Consider the following 17,022-nt stretch of genomic DNA (forward strand, 5'->3'; position numbering starts at 1 on the left):
GTGGCATCTAGTCCTGCAATCACTGGATTTCGGCGGAAAAGCCCAACACTTGAGCGCCGGATTCGCCCAGGCAGGACTAACTCAGGACCGGCAGCGTATCCACAGTCAGGGCATCAGGCAATCGTATCTCGACGGCAACCGGAAGGTGGTCGGAAATAGGCTGCGCCAGCACCTCGACACGTTCGAGCGTCAGGCTTGGGCTGAGCAGGATATGGTCAAGGCAGCGCTGGGGGCGCCAACTGGGGAAGGTGGCCTCGACCTGGGGCGCGATCAGGCCCAGATCACGCAGTGGCGAGTGGTCGATCAGGTCGTTGGCGTGGGTGTTCATGTCACCCATGAGGATCTGATGGCGATAGCCGCCGATCAGCTCGCGGATGTAGGCCAGCTGACGGGCGCGGGTCTTGGCGCCAAGGGCCAGGTGCATCATCACCACGATCAGCGCATCCTCGCCCTCGCCGAAGCGCACCAGGATCGCCCCGCGGCCGGACGGGCCGGGCAGGGGATGGTCTTCCAGGTGCTGGGGCTTGAGACGGCTGAGTACGCCGTTGCTGTGCTGGGCGAAACGCCCGAGGTTGCGGTTGAGCTGCTGGTACCAGTAGGGAAAGGCGCCCAGCTGTGCCAAGTGCTCGACCTGGTTGACGAAGCCAGAGCGCAGGCTGCCGCCGTCGGCCTCCTGCAGGGCCACCAGGTCGAAGTCGCCGAGCAGGTCGCCGATCTTCTGCAGGTTGCCGGCGCGCCCGTTGTGCGGCAGCAGGTGCTGCCAGCTGCGGGTGACATAGTGCCGATAACGCTCGGTGCTGATGCCGACCTGGATGTTGAAGCTGAGCAGCCGCAGGCGACCATCTTCCGGCAAGCCGGTGGCCCGCAGGTGATGCTCGTTGACCTGCGGCTGGGGCAGGCCGATGCCTCGCGTGGCACGCAAGCGCATGGCAATCGCCGCTTACTTAGCGGCGCGCTCCTTGGCGATCAGTTGGTCGGCGACGTTCAGCACGCCTTCCGGACCTTGGGCGGTGCCCAGGTCGAAGCGGTATTTACCGTTGACGACCATGCTCGGTACGCCAGTGATCTCGTACTTCTTGGCCAGCTCCTTGGCCTGGTTGACCTGGCCCTTGATGGCGAAGGAATTGAAGGTGGCGAGGAACTTGTCCTTGTCCACGCCCTGGGTGGCCAGGAAGTCAGCCATTTCTTCAGGCTTGGTAAGACGCATGCGCTTGTTCTGGATGGCATCGAATACCGCGTTGTGGACGTTGTGCTCCACACCCATGGCTTCCAGGGTCAGGAACATCTGGCCATGGGCATCCCATGGGCCGCCGAACATGGCCGGTACGCGCTTGAAATTGACATCCTTGGGCAGCTTGTCGATCCAGGGATTGATGACCGGTTCGAAGTGGTAGCAGTGCGGGCAGCCGTACCAGAACAGCTCGACGACTTCGATCTTGCCGGGTACCGAAACAGGCACCGGGTTGCTCAGCTCGATATATTCCTTGCCGGCGGTTGCAGGCTCCGCGGCCTGCACGGCGGCCATACCGAATACGCTGGCGGCGACCAGCGCGGCGCTGAGAATCAGTTTACGCATGCTTTACTCCTGAGCAGTCTTTGGTCGCCTCGACGCGACCCGTGTAGGACAGGCCGGATAGGGCTCGAGTTCTGTAGTGTAACGGCTATGGACAGAAAAAAGGGCAGCCTGGGCTGCCCTTTTCATCTTTAGCGCTGGTGCATTAACCGAGTGTTAACGCGTATGTCAGTGCAGGCCTTGAATGTAGCTGGACAGCGCTTCGATGTCCTTGTTGCTCAGCTTGCCGGCGATGGTGCGCATGGTCATGGCGTCGCCGTCGTTGGTGCGGTTGCCTTCGCGGAAGTCGGTCAGCTGCTTGCTGACGTACTGCGCGTGCTGGCCGCTCAGGTGCGGGAATTTCGCCAGGGCGATGCCCGCGCCGTTGGGCGAGTGACAGCCGGTGCAGGCGGGCATGCCTTTCTCGAGGTTGCCGCCATTGAACAGGGCACGGCCACGCTCGACCAGTTTCGGATCGGCGGCACCAACGCTGCCTTTCTGGCTGGCGAAGTAGGCGGCGATATCGGCCAGGTCCTGGTCGTTGAAGTTGGCCAGCATGCCGGTCATCTCCAGCACGGTACGCTTGCCGTCCTTGATGTCATGCAACTGCTTGTTCAGGTAGGGCTCACCTTGGCCGGCGAGTTTCGGGAAGTTCGGTGCCAGGCTGTTGCCGTCAGGGTTGTGGCAGGCCCCACAGACAGCTGTTTTGGCCTGACCGGCAGCAGCATCGCCTTTGATGGGGCCCGCAGCAGTTGCCGCACCTGCGACCCCCATGGTCAACAGCAGACTCACGAATAGTTTGTTCATCAGCTAATCCAACACGGCTAAGGGTGAAATGTTATGTATCGGGACTGCCGCTCATCCAAAGGATGACCAAACGGTAGTCCTCGGCACTGCAGTCCATGCACAATCCACGCGGCGGCATAGCCTTGAAACCCTGTGTAACATGTGCCACCAGTTGCTCCATGCCTCGCGCCAGCCTTGGCTCCCAGGCCGCCCGGTCACCGCTTTGGGGTGCCTGGGGCAGTTGTCCGGCGTGACAGGCCGCGCACGTGCGGTTGTACAACGCCTCGGGATCCTGTGTAGCCTGTGCGCTGAAAAACGGCAGGAACATACCGACAGCAAGCAGCCATTTCGCCATGCGAAACGACCTGACAGGGTTGGGGGCCGCGCTGCGTTCTGTTGCGCGAGCTATTGTTCGACACCCCATGCTCAATTGCCTTCGCTGGGCGAATGAGCACACAAAAACTGGGGCATTATATACTTCCGCCAGCCAAACGGAAACGACACCGCTTGCCAGGCCTGGTCCTACGCCTCCAGCGCTGGGCAACACCCACATCGGAAATCCCATGCAAGTCAAGAACCCCATCCTCGGCCTCTGCCAGAAAGCCAAATTCGCCCTCAGCGCCGCCAAGGTCGAACAATGCCCCGAAGACCAGGGTTACGAGGTGGCTTTCGCCGGCCGTTCCAACGCCGGTAAATCCAGCGCCCTCAACACCCTGACCCACGCCAGCCTGGCGCGCACCTCGAAGACCCCCGGGCGCACCCAACTGCTGAATTTCTTCAGTCTGGACGATGAACGGCGTTTGGTCGACCTGCCGGGCTACGGTTATGCAAAAGTGCCGATTCCGCTCAAGCAGCACTGGCAGAAACACCTGGAAGCCTACCTGGGCAGCCGCGAGTGCCTGCGCGGAGTGATCCTGATGATGGACACCCGCCACCCGATGACCGACTTCGACAAGATGATGCTCGATTGGGCCAAGGCCAGCGGCATGCCCATGCACATCCTGCTGACCAAGGCCGACAAGCTGACTCACGGCGCCGGCAAGAACACCTTGCTCAAGGTGCAGGCGGAAATCCGCAAGGGCTGGGGCGATGCGGCGACCATCCAGCTGTTCTCGGCGCCCAAGCGCCAGGGGCTGGAAGAGGCCTACCGGGTGCTGGCGGACTGGATGGAGCTGGAAGACAAGCCAGCTGTCTGAAGGCCAAGGGATACTTACGTGGGAGCGGGCGTGCCCCGCGATCAGTCGATCGCGGGGCACGCCCGCTCCCACGGATTTCCCAGGCTTCAGGCCGAATTCCGGGCAAAAAAAACCCCGGACTTCGTATGGGGAGGGGGAAGTTCGGGGTCCAAGTCCGGACCGCTAGGGCGGGGTCCAGATATCTGCCAACACTTAACACAACATAGGAGCATCGAAAGGCTTCACCAGCCATTCAGTACCTCTGAGTGGCGGTTCACCGGTTTAGTTCCGAGCCCCTCGAAACTATTTGCGATAGTTTCATGAAACTCCTGATCTAAGGCCCGAGGCCAGCACCGGATCCGCGACACCACGCCGCAGATCCTACACAGCTTTCACGCGGGGTTTAGTGAGCTTCGTCCCAATTCGAGCCGACACCCACTTCCACCAGCAGCGGCACGTCGAGATCCGCAGCACCACTCATATAGCCACGAATTTCATCTTTCACCTGCTCGACCAGGTCCTCGCGCACCTCAAGCACCAGTTCGTCGTGCACCTGCAGGATCACTCGCGCATCCAGCTTGCTGTCGGTCAGCCAGTTGTCCACCGCTACCATCGCGCGCTTGATGATGTCCGCCGCGGTGCCCTGCATCGGGGCGTTGATCGCGGTGCGCTCGGCGCCTTTACGCAGGGCCGGGTTCTTGGCGTTGATGTCCGGCAGGTACAGGCGGCGGCCGAACAGGGTCTCGACGAAGCCTTGCTCGGCGGCCTGGGCGCGGGTGCGCTCCATATAGGCGAGCACGCCGGGGTAACGGGTGAAGTAGCGGTCGATGTAGTCCTGGGACTGCTTGCGATCGACCCCGATCTGCTTGGCCAGGCCGAACGCGCTCATGCCATAGATCAGGCCGAAGTTGATCGCCTTGGCGCTACGGCGCTGGTCGCTGGTGACGTCCGCCAGGGCCACGCCGAACACCTCGGCGGCGGTGGCGCGGTGCACGTCCAGGTCGTTGCGGAAGGCATGCAGCAGGCCTTCGTCCTTGGCCAGATGAGCCATGATGCGCAGCTCGATCTGCGAATAGTCCGCCGCCAGCAGTTTGTAGCCGGGGCTGGCGACGAAGGCCTGGCGAATGCGCCGGCCTTCGGCGGTGCGTACCGGGATGTTCTGCAGGTTCGGGTCGCTGGACGACAGCCGGCCGGTGGCGGCCACGGCCTGCTGATAGGAGGTGTGGATGCGCCCGGTGCGCGGGTTGATCTGCCCCGGCAGCTTGTCGGTGTAGGTGCTCTTGAGCTTGCTCAGGCTGCGGTACTGCATCAGTACCTTGGGCAGCGGGTAGCCCTGCTCGGCCAGGTCATCCAGGACCGCCTCGGCGGTGGACGGCTGGCCCTTGGCGGTCTTGCTCAGCACGGGCATGCCCAGCTTGTCGTAGAGAATCGCGCTCAGTTGCTTGGGCGAGCCCAGGTTGAACGCCTCGCCGGCCAGGGCGTACGCCTCACGCTCAAGCTCCACCAGCTTCGCCCCCAGCTCGCCGCTCTGCACGCCAAGCAGCGCGGCGTCGACCAGCGCGCCCTGGCGCTCGATCTTCGCCAGCACCGGCACCAGCGGCATCTCGATGTCCATCAGCACCGGCAGCACGCTCGGCGTCCTGGCCAGGCGCGCCTGCAACGCGTGATGCAGACGCAGGGTGATGTCGGCGTCCTCGGCCGCGTAGGGGCCGGCCTTTTCCAGGGGGATCTGGTTGAAGGTCAGTTGCTTGGCGCCCTTGCCGGCGATGTCCTCGAAGCTGATGGTGGTGTGGTCCAGGTACTTCTGCGCCAGGCTGTCCATGTCGTGACGGGTGGCGGTGGAGTCGAGCACATAGGACTCGAGCATGGTGTCGTAGGCCACGCCGCGCATCAGGATGGCCGGGCTGCCGTTGGCCAGGATGTTGATGTCGTACTTGGCGTTCTGGCCGATCTTGCCCTTGGCCGGGTCTTCCAGCAGGGGCTTCAGGGCCAGCAGCACGGCGTCACGGTCGAGCTGGGCGGGGGCGCCTTCGTAATCGTGTGCCAACGGTACGTAGGCGGCCTCGTGGGGTTCGACGGCGAATGACAGGCCGACCAGTTGCGCCTGCTGCGCGTCGAGGCCGGTGGTCTCGGTGTCGAAGGCGAACAGCGGCGCCTGGCGCAGTTTCTCCAGCCAGGCGTCGAAACGCGCCTGGTCGAGGATGGTCTCGTACTTCGGCTCGACCCTCTCGACCACTGGCTCAACGTCGGCAGCAACGCTGCCACCGGCCTGGGGCGCGCTACGCTGAACCTCGGCCACCCAGCTCTTGAACTCCATCTCGGTATACAGCGCCAGCAGCGCCTCGCGGTCCGGCTCGCCGCAGACCAGGGCGTCCACTTCGACATCCAGCTCGACATCGCACTTGATGGTCGCCAGCTCGTAGGACAGGAAGGCCGCGTCGCGGTGCTCCTCCAGCTTGGCCGGCAGGGTCTTGGCGCCACGGATGGTCAGGGCCGGCACCTTGTCGAGGTTGTCGTACAGGTCGCGCAGGCCGCCGCCGATACCGGTCAGCAGGCCGACCGCGGTCTTCTCGCCAACGCCCGGCACGCCGGGGATATTGTCGACCTTGTCACCCATCAGGGCGAGAAAATCGATGATGTGCTCGGGACCTACGCCGAACTTCTCGTGCACGCCGGCGATGTCCAGCACGCTGCCGGTCATGGTGTTGACCAGGGTGACGTGGCCGTCCACCAGCTGGGCCATGTCCTTGTCGCCGGTCGAGATGATCACCGGACGGCCGGCGGCGGCGCTGCTGCGCGCCAGGGTGCCGATGACGTCGTCGGCCTCCACGCCTTCGACGCACAACAGCGGGTAGCCGAGGGCGCGGACGCTGGCGTGCAGCGGCTCGACCTGCACCCGCAGGTCGTCGGGCATGCTTGGGCGGTTGGCCTTGTACTCGGCGAACATGGCGTCACGGAAGGTCCCGCCCTTGGCGTCGAAAACCACCGCGAACAGGCTGTCCGGGTACTGCTTGCGCAGGCTCTTGAGCATGTTCAGCACGCCCTTGACCGCGCCGGTGGGCATGCCCTTGGAGGTGGTCAGCGGCGGCAGCGCGTGAAAGGCGCGGTAGAGGTAGGACGAACCGTCCACCAGGACGAGGGGCGCTTGGCTCATGAGGAGAATCAACCTTTTCGACGGGTCCGGCGCTAGAATAGCCAGATCAATGACGACAAAAGGACTAGGTTATCATGCGCACACCCATTCGCCTGTTACTGCTCGGTCTGCTGGTCACCATGCCAGTCGTCACCCAGGCGGCGGACGAAGCCCCATCGGCCGATCCCGATGTAACCATTCGCACAGAAGGCGACAAGACCATCCAGGAGTACCGTCAAAACGGCTTCCTGTATGCGATCAAGGTCACGCCGAAGAACGGCAAGCCTTATTTCCTGGTACGCGCCGATGGCTCCGAAGGCAATTTCATTCGTTCCGACCAGCCGGACATGCTGATTCCGTCCTGGAAGATCTTCGAGTGGTAAGCTAGTAACGCGTATCGTTCTTATCAACCAGGCACTTCCGGCGGAAGTGCCCGCATGGGCAATTCTTCAACATGTCAGTCTTCACCCCTGTGTCCCGGCCTGAGCTGGAAACCTTTCTGGCGCCGTACGAGCTGGGTCGCCTGCTCGACTTCCAGGGTATCGCCGCCGGTACCGAGAACAGCAACTTCTTCGTCAGCCTGGAAAAAGGGGAGTTCGTCCTCACACTGATCGAGCGCGGGCCGGCTGAGGACATGCCGTTCTTCATCGAGCTGCTCGACGTGCTGCACGCTGCCGACATGCCGGTGCCCTATGCCCTGCGCGACCACGACGGCAACGGCCTGCGCGAGCTGTGCGGCAAGCCGGCGCTGCTGCAGCCACGGCTGTCGGGCAAGCACATCAAGGCCCCGAACAACCAGCACTGCGCCCAGGTCGGCGAGCTGTTGGCGCATATCCACCTGGCCACCCGCGAGCGCATCATCGAGCGCCGCACCGACCGTGGCCTGGACTGGATGCTGGAATCGGGCGCCGAATTGCTGCCGGGCCTGAACCGGGAACAGGCCGGGCTGCTGCAGCCGGCACTGGCGGAAATCACCGCGCACAAGGTGCAGATCCTCGCCCTGCCCAAGGCCAACCTGCACGCCGACCTGTTCCGCGACAACGTGATGTTCGAAGGCACCCACCTGACCGGGCTGATCGACTTCTACAACGCCTGCTCCGGGCCGATGCTGTATGACATTGCCATCACCGTGAACGACTGGTGCCTGGACGAGCAGGGCGGTATCGACCTGCCGCGCGCCCAGGCCCTGCTGGGCGCCTATGCGGCGCTGCGGCCGTTCACCGCCGCCGAGGCCGAGCTGTGGCCGGTGATGCTGCGGGTGGCCTGCGTGCGCTTCTGGCTGTCGCGCCTGATCGCGGCGCAGGCCTTCGCCGGAATGGACGTGATGATCCATGATCCGAGCGAATTCGAAGTGCGCCTGGCGCAGCGTCAGCAGGTGGCGCTGAAGCTGCCGTTCGCGCTTTAAAGGGCAGCTCGTTCAAGTTATCGATGATTGGCCACGAAGCGGGTGCCACACAACCTGGCGCCTGCTTCGCGGCTGCTCCTACAGCTGTTCCAGACAGCCGGTCAGGTCGCTGCCCAGCTTCTCCAGCAAGCGCTCATAGCCCCTGGCATCCACTGTATCGCTGCCCCCCAACGCATCCAGCTCCGCCAGGCGCACCGGCAACCCGGCCGTCAGCGTCTCGGCCAGGCGCGGGCGCAGCGGCGGCTCGCTGAACACACAAGTCTTGCCCACTGCCTGCAGGCGCTTGCGCATGGCGGCGACGTGCTGCGCGCCCGGCTGCACTTCCGAGGCGACGCTGAACACGCCGGCGTGCTTCAGGCCATAAGCGGCCTCGAAGTAGTCGAAGGCTTCGTGGAACACGAAGTACGGCTTGCCGGCGATCCCCGCTACCCGCTGTTTGATCCGCCCATCCAGGGCATCCATGCGCTCGACGAACAGCTTGAGGTTGGCCTGGTAGCGCGCCGCATTAGCCGGATCCGCTGCCGCCAGGTCGCCGGCCATCTTCGCCGCGATCACCCGGGCATTCACCGACGACAGCCACAGGTGCGCATCGAGGCTGCCCGGACGGTGGTCGTGATCGTGATCGTCGTGGTCCTCCTCGTCGTGGGAGTGGCTATCCTCGCCGAAGTGACGCAACTGCATACCCGACAGCGACTGCACGGCCACGGTCGGCTTGGCGCGGCTCTTCAGCACACGGGGCAGGAAGCCTTCCATGTCCGGGCCGATCCAGTACAGCAGGTCGGCATCGGCGACCTTGCGTACATCGGAGGGGCGTAGCGCGTAGTTGTGCGGAGACGCCCCCGGCGGCAGCAACACGTCGGGGCTGCCGACACCGTCCTGGACGGCGGCGGCGATCTGCTGAAGGGGCTTGATGCTGGTCAGCACGCGCACGTCGGCGTGGGCCGAAAAAGCGATGAAAGCGACAAAGAGGGCAAGGAATCGGGACACGGTGGATACTCGGGTCGTCAGAAACAGGTAACATAATAACGTCTCCATCCTGAACCGTCGCTGCCCATGTCCATCACGCCGCTGGCCCACCGTCCCCACGATCATTCCCACTGCGTCCACAGTGCGCTGGCCGAGGCCGACGCGCTGTGCAACCGTCAGGGCCTGCGCCTGACCGCCCTGCGCCGTCGCGTGCTGGAGCTGGTGTGGCAGAGCCACAAGCCGCTGGGCGCCTACGACATCCTCGCCGTGCTCAGCGAGCAGGACGGCCGTCGCGCCGCGCCGCCCACCGTCTACCGGGCGCTGGACTTCCTGCTGGAGAACGGCCTGGTGCACCGCATCGCCTCGCTCAACGCCTTCATCGGCTGCAGCCACCCCGAGCATGCGCACCAGGGCCAGTTCCTGATCTGCCGCGCCTGCCATGTGGCCATCGAGCTGGAGCAGAACAGCATCAGCGACGCCATCGTCAGCAGCGCCAAGGCCGTGGGCTTCGCCGTCGAGACGCAGACGGTCGAAGTGGTCGGGTTGTGCGGCAACTGCCGGGGCAAGGCATGAGCGACGCCCTGATCCGCCTTGAGCAGGTCGGCGTCAGCTTCGGCGGCGAGGCGGTGCTCGACAACATCGATCTGGCCGTCGCGCCCGGGCAGATCGTCACTCTGATCGGCCCCAACGGCGCCGGCAAGACCACCCTGGTGCGCGCCGTGCTCGGCCTGCTCAAGCCGCACCGCGGCACGGTGTGGCGCAAGCCGAAACTGCGCATCGGCTACATGCCGCAGAAGATCCAGGTAGACGCCACGCTGCCGCTGTCGGTGCTGCGCTTCCTGCGCCTGGTTCCCGGGGTAGACCGCGCGGCAGCCTTGGCAGCGCTGCAGGAAGTCGGCGCCGAGCAGGTGATCGACAACCCGATCCAGACCATCTCCGGCGGCGAGATGCAGCGCGTGCTGCTGGCCCGTGCCCTGCTGCGCGAACCCGAGCTGCTGGTGCTGGATGAACCGGTGCAGGGCGTCGACGTGGTCGGCCAGACCGAGCTGTACAACCTGATCACCCGCCTGCGCGACCGCCATGGCTGCGGCGTGCTGATGGTCTCCCACGACCTGCACCTGGTGATGAGCGCCACCGATCAGGTGGTCTGCCTCAACCGCCATGTGTGCTGCTCGGGCCACCCGGAGCAGGTCAGCAACGACCCGGCCTTCGTCGAGCTGTTCGGCCAGAACGCGCCGAGCCTGGCCATCTACCACCACCATCACGATCACAGCCACGACCTGCACGGCTCGGTGATCGCCCCCGGCGCCCATGTCCACGGAGAGCACTGCAAGCATGGCTGATTTTCTTCTCTACGCCCTGCTTGCCGGCCTGTCGCTGGCGCTCGTCGCCGGCCCGCTGGGCTCCTTCGTGGTCTGGCGGCGCATGGCCTACTTCGGCGACACCCTGTCCCACGCCGCGCTGCTCGGCGTGGCGCTGGGCTTCGCCCTGGACGTCAGCCCGGCGTTGGCGGTGACCGTCGGCTGCCTGTTGCTGGCGATCCTGCTGGTGACCCTGCAACAGCGCCAGCCACTGGCCTCGGACACCCTGCTCGGGATCCTCGCGCCCAGCACCCTGTCGCTGGGCCTGGTGGTGCTGAGCTTCATGCACGATGTGCGGATCGACCTGATGGCCTACCTGTTCGGCGACCTGCTGGCAATCAGCCCCACCGACCTGGCCTGGATACTCGGCGGCAGCGCGCTGGTGCTGGTGCTGCTGGCGATGCTCTGGCGGCCGCTGCTGGCGGTCACCGTGCACGAGGAACTGGCGATGGTCGAGGGCCTGCCGGTGGCCGGCCTGCGCTTGGCGCTGATGCTGCTGATCGCCGTGGTGATCGCGGTGGCGATGAAGATCGTGGGCGTGCTGCTGATCACCTCGCTGCTGATCATCCCGGCCGCCGCGGCACAGCGTCACGCCCGCTCACCGGAACAGATGGCCGTGGGCGCAAGCCTGCTGGGGGTTACCGCGGTCTGCGGCGGCCTGGCGCTGTCCTGGTTCAAGGACACCCCGGCTGGGCCTTCGATCGTGGTCTGTGCGGCGGTGCTATTCTTGCTGAGCTTGGCGTTGCCGAAACGCTGAGATTCCAGGGCGCACGCTGACGCGTCCTGCAACCTTTTCATCGCTTGCAGGTCACACAAGACCCGTTTTCGAGCGTGCGCACCTGGGTGTAGACTTGCTCGCTTTTTGCGCAAATAGAGAGTCGCAGGAATGAAGCCGTTCGCCTCACGTTATCTGCTTGTTGCCGCGTTTTCCCTGTTCCTGGCCGCCTGCTCCAGCAAGCCGGTCGAGCAGCCGGTCGCGCCTGCCCAGCCGGATGCCTGGCACCAGCTGGAACAAAGCATTGCCAGCAACGAACTGGCCACCGCCGAAGACCAGCTGGCAGCGCTGCAGGCCCAGGCACCGGGCGATGCGCGCCTCGAGCCGCACCAGCGCCAGCTGGCCGAGGCCTACCTGCAACGCAGCCGCATCGTCCTGCAAAAAGGCGACGTGAATGCCGCCGCCACCGCGCTGGCCCGCGCCCGGGCGCTGATGCCCCAGGCACCGGCCCTGACCGGCGGCGATGCCATGGCCCAGGCGCGCAAGGCCGAGCTGGAAAAGGCCGAGGCAGCGCTGAAGGCGGCCGAGTCCAAGCCCAGGGCCCGGGTCATCGACCCGACCGCGCCCAGCACCGTGGTGGCGCTGAAGACCACCGACAGTCGGGCGATGCGCCGCCAGTTGGATGACATTGCCGCCGATGTAGTGAATTACCAGTGCGAGGTGGTGTTCCAGGTCCCGCGAACCCAGGACGCGCCGTGGCTCAAGACCCTGCTGGAGAAGCGCGTGCGCAAGCTCGACAGGGGTTTCGAGCTTGAGCAAAAGCATGAGATCCAGCGCTCATTGCCGGCGCAGGTGGTGTTGATTCCCCACCAGCAATAAACCTGACAGGGCCCCATCGCCGGCAAGCCGGCTCCCACACATGATCCCTGTGGAAGCCGGCTTGCCGGCGATGGGCTTCATAGCAGCCCCCGACTATGCCGGAACAACTTCGGCAGCCGCCTCCCGCGCCCACACCCGGTGCCCCTCGACTGCCTTGAAAAACGCCTCGAGCACCTTCGGGTCATCGCCCAGCAACAGCCCCGCATCTTCCTTGAGCCCCAGCTTGTTCAGCAGGAGCTTGCCCTCACTGGCTACGCCCATGGGCTTCAGATGCTTGTAGGCCTCGAGCAAAAAATGCTTGGCCACGCCACTGTTTTCCAGCGCCTCCAACGACACCTTGCCCGCCGGCACCCACACGCCGTCGAACATCACCGACGGCATGCCCTCCATCGACGCATCCACCGGCAGCTGCTTGCCATCGGCAGTCTTCACTGGTGCCGAAGTCGGCCCGAGCAGCATGGGGCGCGCACTTTGCGCCTCCAGCGCCTTGACCACCTTGTCGACACTCGCGTCATCCACGCCATCAGCCACCAGGATGGCAATCTTGCGCCCACTGATGCCGATGTCCCCGAGGTGGTTCATCTGGCTCAAGGCCTTTGACTGCGCCGGCTTGCTGCCCTTGACCTTGACCGTGCCGGCCTTCGGCGCCGGCAGCCCGAGGTTGGCCGCCACCGCTGCCGCCAACTTGAGATCGATGTTGGCCAGAATCTCGTTCACCTCCCGCGCCCGGATCGCCTCGCGCTCGACCTTGCCCAGCTCGAAGCTGTAGGCCTTGATGATGTGCTGCTGCTCGGTGGGGCTCATGCTCTGGAAGAACAGCCGCGCCTGGGAGAAATGGTCGCCGAACGACTCGCTGCGCTGGCGGATCTTGTTCGCATCGATACGTTCCTGGTAACTCTCGAAACCGCCATCCTGCGCGGCAGCCGGCGTTTCCTTCGGCCAACCGCCATCGATCGAGTTAGGCTCGTAGGAGGCCCGCCCCTTGTCGATGGTCATGCGGTGCATGGCATCGCGCTGGCTGCTGTGATTGGGCGCGACAGGGCGGTTGATCGGGATCTCGTGGAAGTTCGGTCCGCCCAGGCGGCTTATCTGGGTGTCGGTGTACGAGAACAACCGGCCCTGCAGCAAGGGATCATTGCTGAAATCGATGCCCGGCACGATATGCCCCGGGCAGAAGGCAATCTGCTCCACTTCGGCGAAGAAGTTGTCCGGGTTGCGGTCGAGCACCATCTTGCCCAGCGGCGTCACCGGCACCAGCTCCTCGGGGATGAGCTTGGTCGGGTCGAGCAGGTCGAAGTCGAACTTGTGCTCGTCGGCCTCCGGCACGATCTGCACGCCCAGTTCCCATTCCGGGTAATGACCGGTCTCGATCGCTTCCCACAGGTCGCGGCGGTGGTAGTCGGTGTCCTTGCCTGCAAGCTTCTGGGCTTCGTCCCACAGCACCGAGTGCACGCCCTGGCGCGGCTTCCAGTGGAACTTGACGAAGCTGGCCACGCCTTGGGCATTGATCAACCGGAAGGTATGCACGCCAAAGCCTTCCATCATCCGCAGGCTGCGCGGGATGGCGCGGTCGGACATGGCCCACATGACCATGTGCGCGGATTCCGGCACCAGCGATACGAAGTCCCAGAAGGTATCGTGGGCAGAGCCACCGGTGGGTATCTCGTTGTGCGGTTCGGGTTTGACCGCGTGGACGAAGTCGGGAAACTTGATCGCGTCCTGGATGAAGAACACCGGCATGTTGTTGCCGACCAGATCGAAATTGCCCTCATCGGTGTAGAACTTCACCGCAAAGCCGCGCACGTCTCGCACCGTGTCACCCGAGCCACGTGGGCCCTGCACGGTGGAAAAGCGTACAAACACCGGGGTTATTTTCTCGGGATCTTGCAGGAAACCGGCCTTGGTCAGTTCGGCATGGCAGCCGTAGCTTTGGAAGTATCCATGGGCGCCGGTCCCGCGGGCATGGACGATACGCTCGGGTATGCGCTCATGATCGAAGTGGGTGATCTTCTCGCGCATGATGAAGTCTTCGAGCAGCGAAGGCCCGCGGACACCGGCCTTGAGACTGTTCTGGTTGTCGGCGACCTTCACCCCCTGGTTGGTGCGCAGCGCCTGGCCGCTGGCGTCGCTGCGAAAAGCCTCCAGGCTCTGCAGCTTGGCGTTGGTGTTGGCCTTGTCCGGGGTGTCGGTGCCGGCGACAGGGCTGGGCTGTGGCGCCTGGGGCGTCTTGCTGGGCATCTTCGGCTCTCCTCATCAGTCATCAGGCTGCCCATTCGGGCTTGTTCAATTAGTGACTGGGCCGCCGTCGGATGCGTTCAATCGGATTGCCGACCGTCGCGATATGCCGATTGGATTGGAGCATTGCGAAATTAATGCTAAGAACAGGCAGGGGAAAAGGCTAAAATGCGCGACCCCGGCTAACCGCTGACCCAAATTCCATGCGCCCCACAAGGTTCGCTCAGTGATCGAGTTTCAAAATGTCCACAAGACCTACCGCGTCGCCGGTAGGGATATCCCGGCCCTGAACCCGACCAGCCTGACCATCGAAGATGGCCAGGTGTTCGGCCTGATCGGCCACTCCGGTGCCGGCAAGAGCACCATGCTGCGTCTGATCAACCGCCTCGAGGAGCCGTCCGGCGGCAAGATCCTGGTCGACGGCGAAGACGTCACCGCCTTCGACGCCAACCAGCTGCGCCGCTTCCGCCAGCAGGTCGGTATGATCTTCCAGCACTTCAACCTGCTGGCGTCCAAGACCGTCGCCGACAACGTCGCCCTGCCGCTGGTGCTGGCCGGCGAGCTGTCGCGTGGCGAGATCGACAAGCGCGTCACCGAGCTGCTGGCCCGTGTTGGCCTGTCCGAGCATGCGAAGAAGTACCCGGCGCAGCTGTCGGGCGGGCAGAAACAACGCGTCGGCATCGCCCGCGCCCTGTCCACCAACCCGAAGATCCTGCTGTGCGACGAGGCCACCAGCGCCCTCGACCCGCAGACCACCGCCTCGGTGCTGCAACTGCTGGCCGAGATCAACCGCGAGCTGAAACTGACCATCGTACTGATCACCCACGAGATGGACGTGATCCGCCGGGTCTGCGACCGCGTGGCGGTGATGGACGCCGGGCAGATCGTCGAGCAAGGCCCGGTGGCTGAAGTGTTCCTGCACCCGCAGCACGCCACCACCCGGCGCTTCGTCCAGGAGGACGAGCAGATCGACGAGAACGAGCAACGCGACGACTTCGCCCATGTGCCGGGCCGTATCGTGCGCCTGACATTCCAGGGTTGCGCCACCTACGCGCCTCTGCTGGGCACCGTGGCCCGCGAAACCGGTGTCGACTACAGCATCCTGGCCGGACGCATCGACCGCATCAAGGACATTCCCTATGGCCAGCTGACCCTCGCCTTGATCGGCGGAGACATGGACGCGGCATTCGCCCGCTTCACTGCAGCTGATGTACATATGGAGGTACTGCGCTGATGGACATCCTCAGCTATTTCGCCAACGTCGACTGGGTCGAGATCTGGCAAGCGACCAACGACACCATGGTCATGCTGTTCATCTCACTGGCCTTCATCATCCTGCTCGGCCTGCCGCTGGGCGTCGTGCTGTTCCTGTTCAGCCCTCGGCAGATGTTCGAGCACAAGAAGATCTACGCAGTGCTGGCGACCATCGTCAACATCGTGCGCTCGGTGCCATTCATCATCCTGCTGATCGTGATGATCCCGATCACGGTACTGATCACCGGTACCTCGCTGGGTGTCGCGGGCGCGATTCCGCCGCTGGTGGTCGGCACGACGCCGTTCTTCGCACGCCTGGTCGAGACGGCCCTGCGTGAAGTGGATCGCGGCATCATCGAGGCCACCCAGTCGATGGGCGCCACCACCCGCCAGATCATCTTCAAGGCAGTGCTCCCTGAAGCCATGCCGGGCATCATCGCCGCTATCACCGTAACGGCCATCACCCTGGTGTCCTACACCGCCATGGCCGGCGTGGTCGGTGCCGGTGGCCTGGGCGACCTGTCGATCCGCTTCGGCTACCAGCGCTTCCAGACCGACGTGATGATCGTCACCGTGGTACTGCTGGTGATCCTGGTCCAGGTGCTACAGATGATCGGCGACAAGCTGGTCGTGCATTTTTCCCGTAAGTAACCCCAATGGGGTCGGCCCGGCCGACCCGTTCGGGGGCCGTCGCGGCCCTCACAAGGAGTGATCAATGAAGAAGCTGCTTGCTGTTGTCGCCGCCGTCGCGGCCTTCTCGGCCCACGCCGAGACCCTGACCGTCGCCGCCACCCCGGTGCCGCACGCCGAGATCCTCAACTTCGTCAAGCCGCAGCTGGCGAAGGAGGGCGTGGAGCTGAAGGTCAAGGAGTTCACCGACTACATCCAGCCGAACGTGCAGGTCGCGGAAAAGCGCCTGGACGCCAACTTCTTCCAGCACCAGCCTTACCTGGATGAGTTCAACAAGGCCAAGGGCACCCAGCTGGTCAGCGTTGCCGGCGTGCACCTGGAGCCGCTGGGCGCCTACTCGAGCAAGTACAAGAAGCTCGACGAACTGCCATCCGGCGCCACCGTGGTCATCCCCAACGACGCCACCAACGGCGGCCGTGCCCTGCTGCTGCTGGACAAGGCTGGCGTGATCAAGCTCAAGGACAGCAAGAACATCCTGTCGACCGTGAAGGACATCACCGGCAACGACCAGAAGCTGAAATTCCGCGAGCTGGAAGCGGCCACCATCCCGCGCGTGCTGACCCAGGTCGACCTGGCGCTGATCAACACCAACTATGCGCTGGAAGCCAAGCTGAATCCGGAGAAGGACGCCCTGGTGATCGAAGGCAGCGATTCGCCTTACGTGAACATCCTGGTGGCGCGTCCGGACAACAAGGACGCCGATGCCATGAAGAAGCTGGCTGCGGCCCTGCATTCGCCTGAGGTGAAGCAGTTCATCACCGAGAAGTACAAGGGCGCGGTGATTCCGGCGTTCTAAGCTGACATCCCCGGGGCCGCTTTGCGGCCCATCGCGGCAGGCCCGAGGAACGAACACCAATCGCGGGGCCAGCCC

The 17,022-nt window shown here is 64.4% G+C and carries 17 protein-coding genes; 10 read left to right on the forward strand and 7 right to left on the reverse strand.

The genetic code is table 11. From position 1 onward, the window contains the following. Window positions 1–76: 76 nt before the first annotated feature. From CC207_RS04755 to CC207_RS04770, 4 genes are all read right to left on the reverse strand, one after another. Window positions 77–928, reverse strand: coding sequence for an endonuclease/exonuclease/phosphatase family protein (locus CC207_RS04755; RefSeq protein WP_028688670.1), 852 nt, complete (start codon window positions 926–928; stop codon window positions 77–79). Window positions 929–940: 12 nt separating this feature from the next. Next, a complete protein-coding gene (gene dsbA / locus CC207_RS04760; protein WP_062359983.1) occupies window positions 941–1,576 on the reverse strand; it encodes a thiol:disulfide interchange protein DsbA in 636 nt (211 codons plus the stop codon). Between the two features lie 165 nt (window positions 1,577–1,741). Continuing rightward, a complete protein-coding gene (locus CC207_RS04765; protein ID WP_028688672.1) occupies window positions 1,742–2,359 on the reverse strand; it encodes a cytochrome c in 618 nt (205 codons plus the stop codon). Between the two features lie 31 nt (window positions 2,360–2,390). Further along, on the reverse strand, window positions 2,391–2,693 hold the full coding sequence (locus CC207_RS04770) for a cytochrome c5 family protein (RefSeq protein WP_028688673.1): 303 nt from the start codon (window positions 2,691–2,693) through the stop codon (window positions 2,391–2,393). 208 nt (window positions 2,694–2,901) lie between these two features. On the opposite strand from CC207_RS04770, the gene yihA reads away from it, so the two are divergent. Continuing rightward, complete coding sequence (gene yihA / locus CC207_RS04775) at window positions 2,902–3,534, forward strand: ribosome biogenesis GTP-binding protein YihA/YsxC (protein ID WP_028688674.1); 633 nt, start codon at window positions 2,902–2,904, stop codon at window positions 3,532–3,534. Window positions 3,535–3,916: 382 nt separating this feature from the next. Here the strand turns inward: yihA and polA are convergent, their stop codons facing one another. Next, window positions 3,917–6,667 carry a DNA polymerase I gene (gene polA, locus CC207_RS04780; RefSeq protein WP_088851667.1) on the reverse strand — a complete coding sequence of 917 codons (2,751 nt, stop codon included), beginning with the start codon at window positions 6,665–6,667 and terminating at the stop codon, window positions 3,917–3,919. A gap of 74 nt (window positions 6,668–6,741) precedes the next feature. Between polA and CC207_RS04785 the strand changes: the two genes are divergently transcribed. Then, window positions 6,742–7,029, forward strand: a complete 288-nt coding sequence (locus tag CC207_RS04785; RefSeq protein WP_028688676.1) for a DUF2782 domain-containing protein — start codon at window positions 6,742–6,744, stop codon at window positions 7,027–7,029. Window positions 7,030–7,100: 71 nt separating this feature from the next. After that, window positions 7,101–8,051, forward strand: a complete 951-nt coding sequence (locus CC207_RS04790; protein ID WP_028688677.1) for a homoserine kinase — start codon at window positions 7,101–7,103, stop codon at window positions 8,049–8,051. A gap of 78 nt (window positions 8,052–8,129) precedes the next feature. Here CC207_RS04790 and CC207_RS04795 read toward each other — a convergent pair whose 3' ends face one another. Then, complete coding sequence (locus tag CC207_RS04795; RefSeq protein WP_051555603.1) at window positions 8,130–9,086, reverse strand: zinc ABC transporter substrate-binding protein; 957 nt, start codon at window positions 9,084–9,086, stop codon at window positions 8,130–8,132. 18 nt (window positions 9,087–9,104) lie between these two features. Between CC207_RS04795 and zur the strand changes: the two genes are divergently transcribed. The 4 genes from zur (at window position 9,105) to CC207_RS04815 (ending at window position 11,972) form a co-directional block, all read left to right on the forward strand. Beyond that, on the forward strand, window positions 9,105–9,590 hold the full coding sequence (gene zur, locus CC207_RS04800) for a zinc uptake transcriptional repressor Zur (protein WP_028688679.1): 486 nt from the start codon (window positions 9,105–9,107) through the stop codon (window positions 9,588–9,590). After that, the gene (gene znuC / locus CC207_RS04805) at window positions 9,587–10,360 is read left to right on the forward strand and encodes a zinc ABC transporter ATP-binding protein ZnuC (protein WP_088851668.1); all 774 of its coding nucleotides are present in this window, start codon (window positions 9,587–9,589) and stop codon (window positions 10,358–10,360) included. The genes zur and znuC overlap by 4 nt, the downstream gene beginning before the upstream one ends. Then, window positions 10,353–11,135 (forward strand): zinc ABC transporter permease subunit ZnuB, encoded by a 783-nt coding sequence (znuB, locus tag CC207_RS04810; RefSeq protein WP_088851669.1) that lies wholly within the window; start codon window positions 10,353–10,355, stop codon window positions 11,133–11,135. The genes znuC and znuB overlap by 8 nt, the downstream gene beginning before the upstream one ends. Before the next feature lie 129 nt (window positions 11,136–11,264). Then, window positions 11,265–11,972 (forward strand): PA5502 family lipoprotein, encoded by a 708-nt coding sequence (locus CC207_RS04815; RefSeq protein ID WP_088851670.1) that lies wholly within the window; start codon window positions 11,265–11,267, stop codon window positions 11,970–11,972. Between the two features lie 93 nt (window positions 11,973–12,065). Here CC207_RS04815 and katE read toward each other — a convergent pair whose 3' ends face one another. Next, a complete protein-coding gene (gene katE, locus CC207_RS04820) occupies window positions 12,066–14,210 on the reverse strand; it encodes a catalase HPII (protein ID WP_088851671.1) in 2,145 nt (714 codons plus the stop codon). Window positions 14,211–14,433: 223 nt separating this feature from the next. Here katE and CC207_RS04825 point away from each other — a divergent pair, with 223 nt between their 5' ends. The 3 genes from CC207_RS04825 to CC207_RS04835 all read left to right on the forward strand — a co-directional run bounded on the left by CC207_RS04825 (window position 14,434) and on the right by CC207_RS04835 (window position 16,947). Next, window positions 14,434–15,441 (forward strand): methionine ABC transporter ATP-binding protein, encoded by a 1,008-nt coding sequence (locus tag CC207_RS04825; RefSeq protein ID WP_088851672.1) that lies wholly within the window; start codon window positions 14,434–14,436, stop codon window positions 15,439–15,441. Further along, entirely contained in the window at window positions 15,441–16,112 is a 672-nt protein-coding gene (locus CC207_RS04830) for a methionine ABC transporter permease (protein WP_028688685.1), read from the forward strand. The genes CC207_RS04825 and CC207_RS04830 overlap by 1 nt, the downstream gene beginning before the upstream one ends. A gap of 64 nt (window positions 16,113–16,176) precedes the next feature. Next, the gene (locus CC207_RS04835) at window positions 16,177–16,947 is read left to right on the forward strand and encodes a MetQ/NlpA family ABC transporter substrate-binding protein (protein WP_088851673.1); all 771 of its coding nucleotides are present in this window, start codon (window positions 16,177–16,179) and stop codon (window positions 16,945–16,947) included. Window positions 16,948–17,022 lie beyond the last annotated feature (75 nt).

The organism is Pseudomonas sp. DrBHI1 (genome assembly GCF_002205115.1).
Classification (GTDB): domain Bacteria; phylum Pseudomonadota; class Gammaproteobacteria; order Pseudomonadales; family Pseudomonadaceae; genus Aquipseudomonas; species Aquipseudomonas mosselii.

Coding starts and splice junctions, on each gene's coding strand:
- CC207_RS04770 (WP_028688673.1), bottom strand. CDS start 2,693: ATGGCGAAATGGCTGCTTGCTGTCGGTATGTTCCTGCCGTTTTTCAGC.
- CC207_RS04790 (WP_028688677.1), top strand. CDS start 7,101: ATGTCAGTCTTCACCCCTGTGTCCCGGCCTGAGCTGGAAACCTTTCTG.
- polA (WP_088851667.1), bottom strand. CDS start 6,667: ATGAGCCAAGCGCCCCTCGTCCTGGTGGACGGTTCGTCCTACCTCTAC.
- katE (WP_088851671.1), bottom strand. CDS start 14,210: ATGCCCAGCAAGACGCCCCAGGCGCCACAGCCCAGCCCTGTCGCCGGC.
- CC207_RS04795 (WP_051555603.1), bottom strand. CDS start 9,086: ATGGAGACGTTATTATGTTACCTGTTTCTGACGACCCGAGTATCCACC.
- CC207_RS04785 (WP_028688676.1), top strand. CDS start 6,742: ATGCGCACACCCATTCGCCTGTTACTGCTCGGTCTGCTGGTCACCATG.
- CC207_RS04835 (WP_088851673.1), top strand. CDS start 16,177: ATGAAGAAGCTGCTTGCTGTTGTCGCCGCCGTCGCGGCCTTCTCGGCC.
- CC207_RS04755 (WP_028688670.1), bottom strand. CDS start 928: ATGCGCTTGCGTGCCACGCGAGGCATCGGCCTGCCCCAGCCGCAGGTC.
- CC207_RS04830 (WP_028688685.1), top strand. CDS start 15,441: ATGGACATCCTCAGCTATTTCGCCAACGTCGACTGGGTCGAGATCTGG.
- CC207_RS04765 (WP_028688672.1), bottom strand. CDS start 2,359: ATGAACAAACTATTCGTGAGTCTGCTGTTGACCATGGGGGTCGCAGGT.
- zur (WP_028688679.1), top strand. CDS start 9,105: ATGTCCATCACGCCGCTGGCCCACCGTCCCCACGATCATTCCCACTGC.
- yihA (WP_028688674.1), top strand. CDS start 2,902: ATGCAAGTCAAGAACCCCATCCTCGGCCTCTGCCAGAAAGCCAAATTC.
- znuB (WP_088851669.1), top strand. CDS start 10,353: ATGGCTGATTTTCTTCTCTACGCCCTGCTTGCCGGCCTGTCGCTGGCG.
- CC207_RS04815 (WP_088851670.1), top strand. CDS start 11,265: ATGAAGCCGTTCGCCTCACGTTATCTGCTTGTTGCCGCGTTTTCCCTG.
- dsbA (WP_062359983.1), bottom strand. CDS start 1,576: ATGCGTAAACTGATTCTCAGCGCCGCGCTGGTCGCCGCCAGCGTATTC.
- znuC (WP_088851668.1), top strand. CDS start 9,587: ATGAGCGACGCCCTGATCCGCCTTGAGCAGGTCGGCGTCAGCTTCGGC.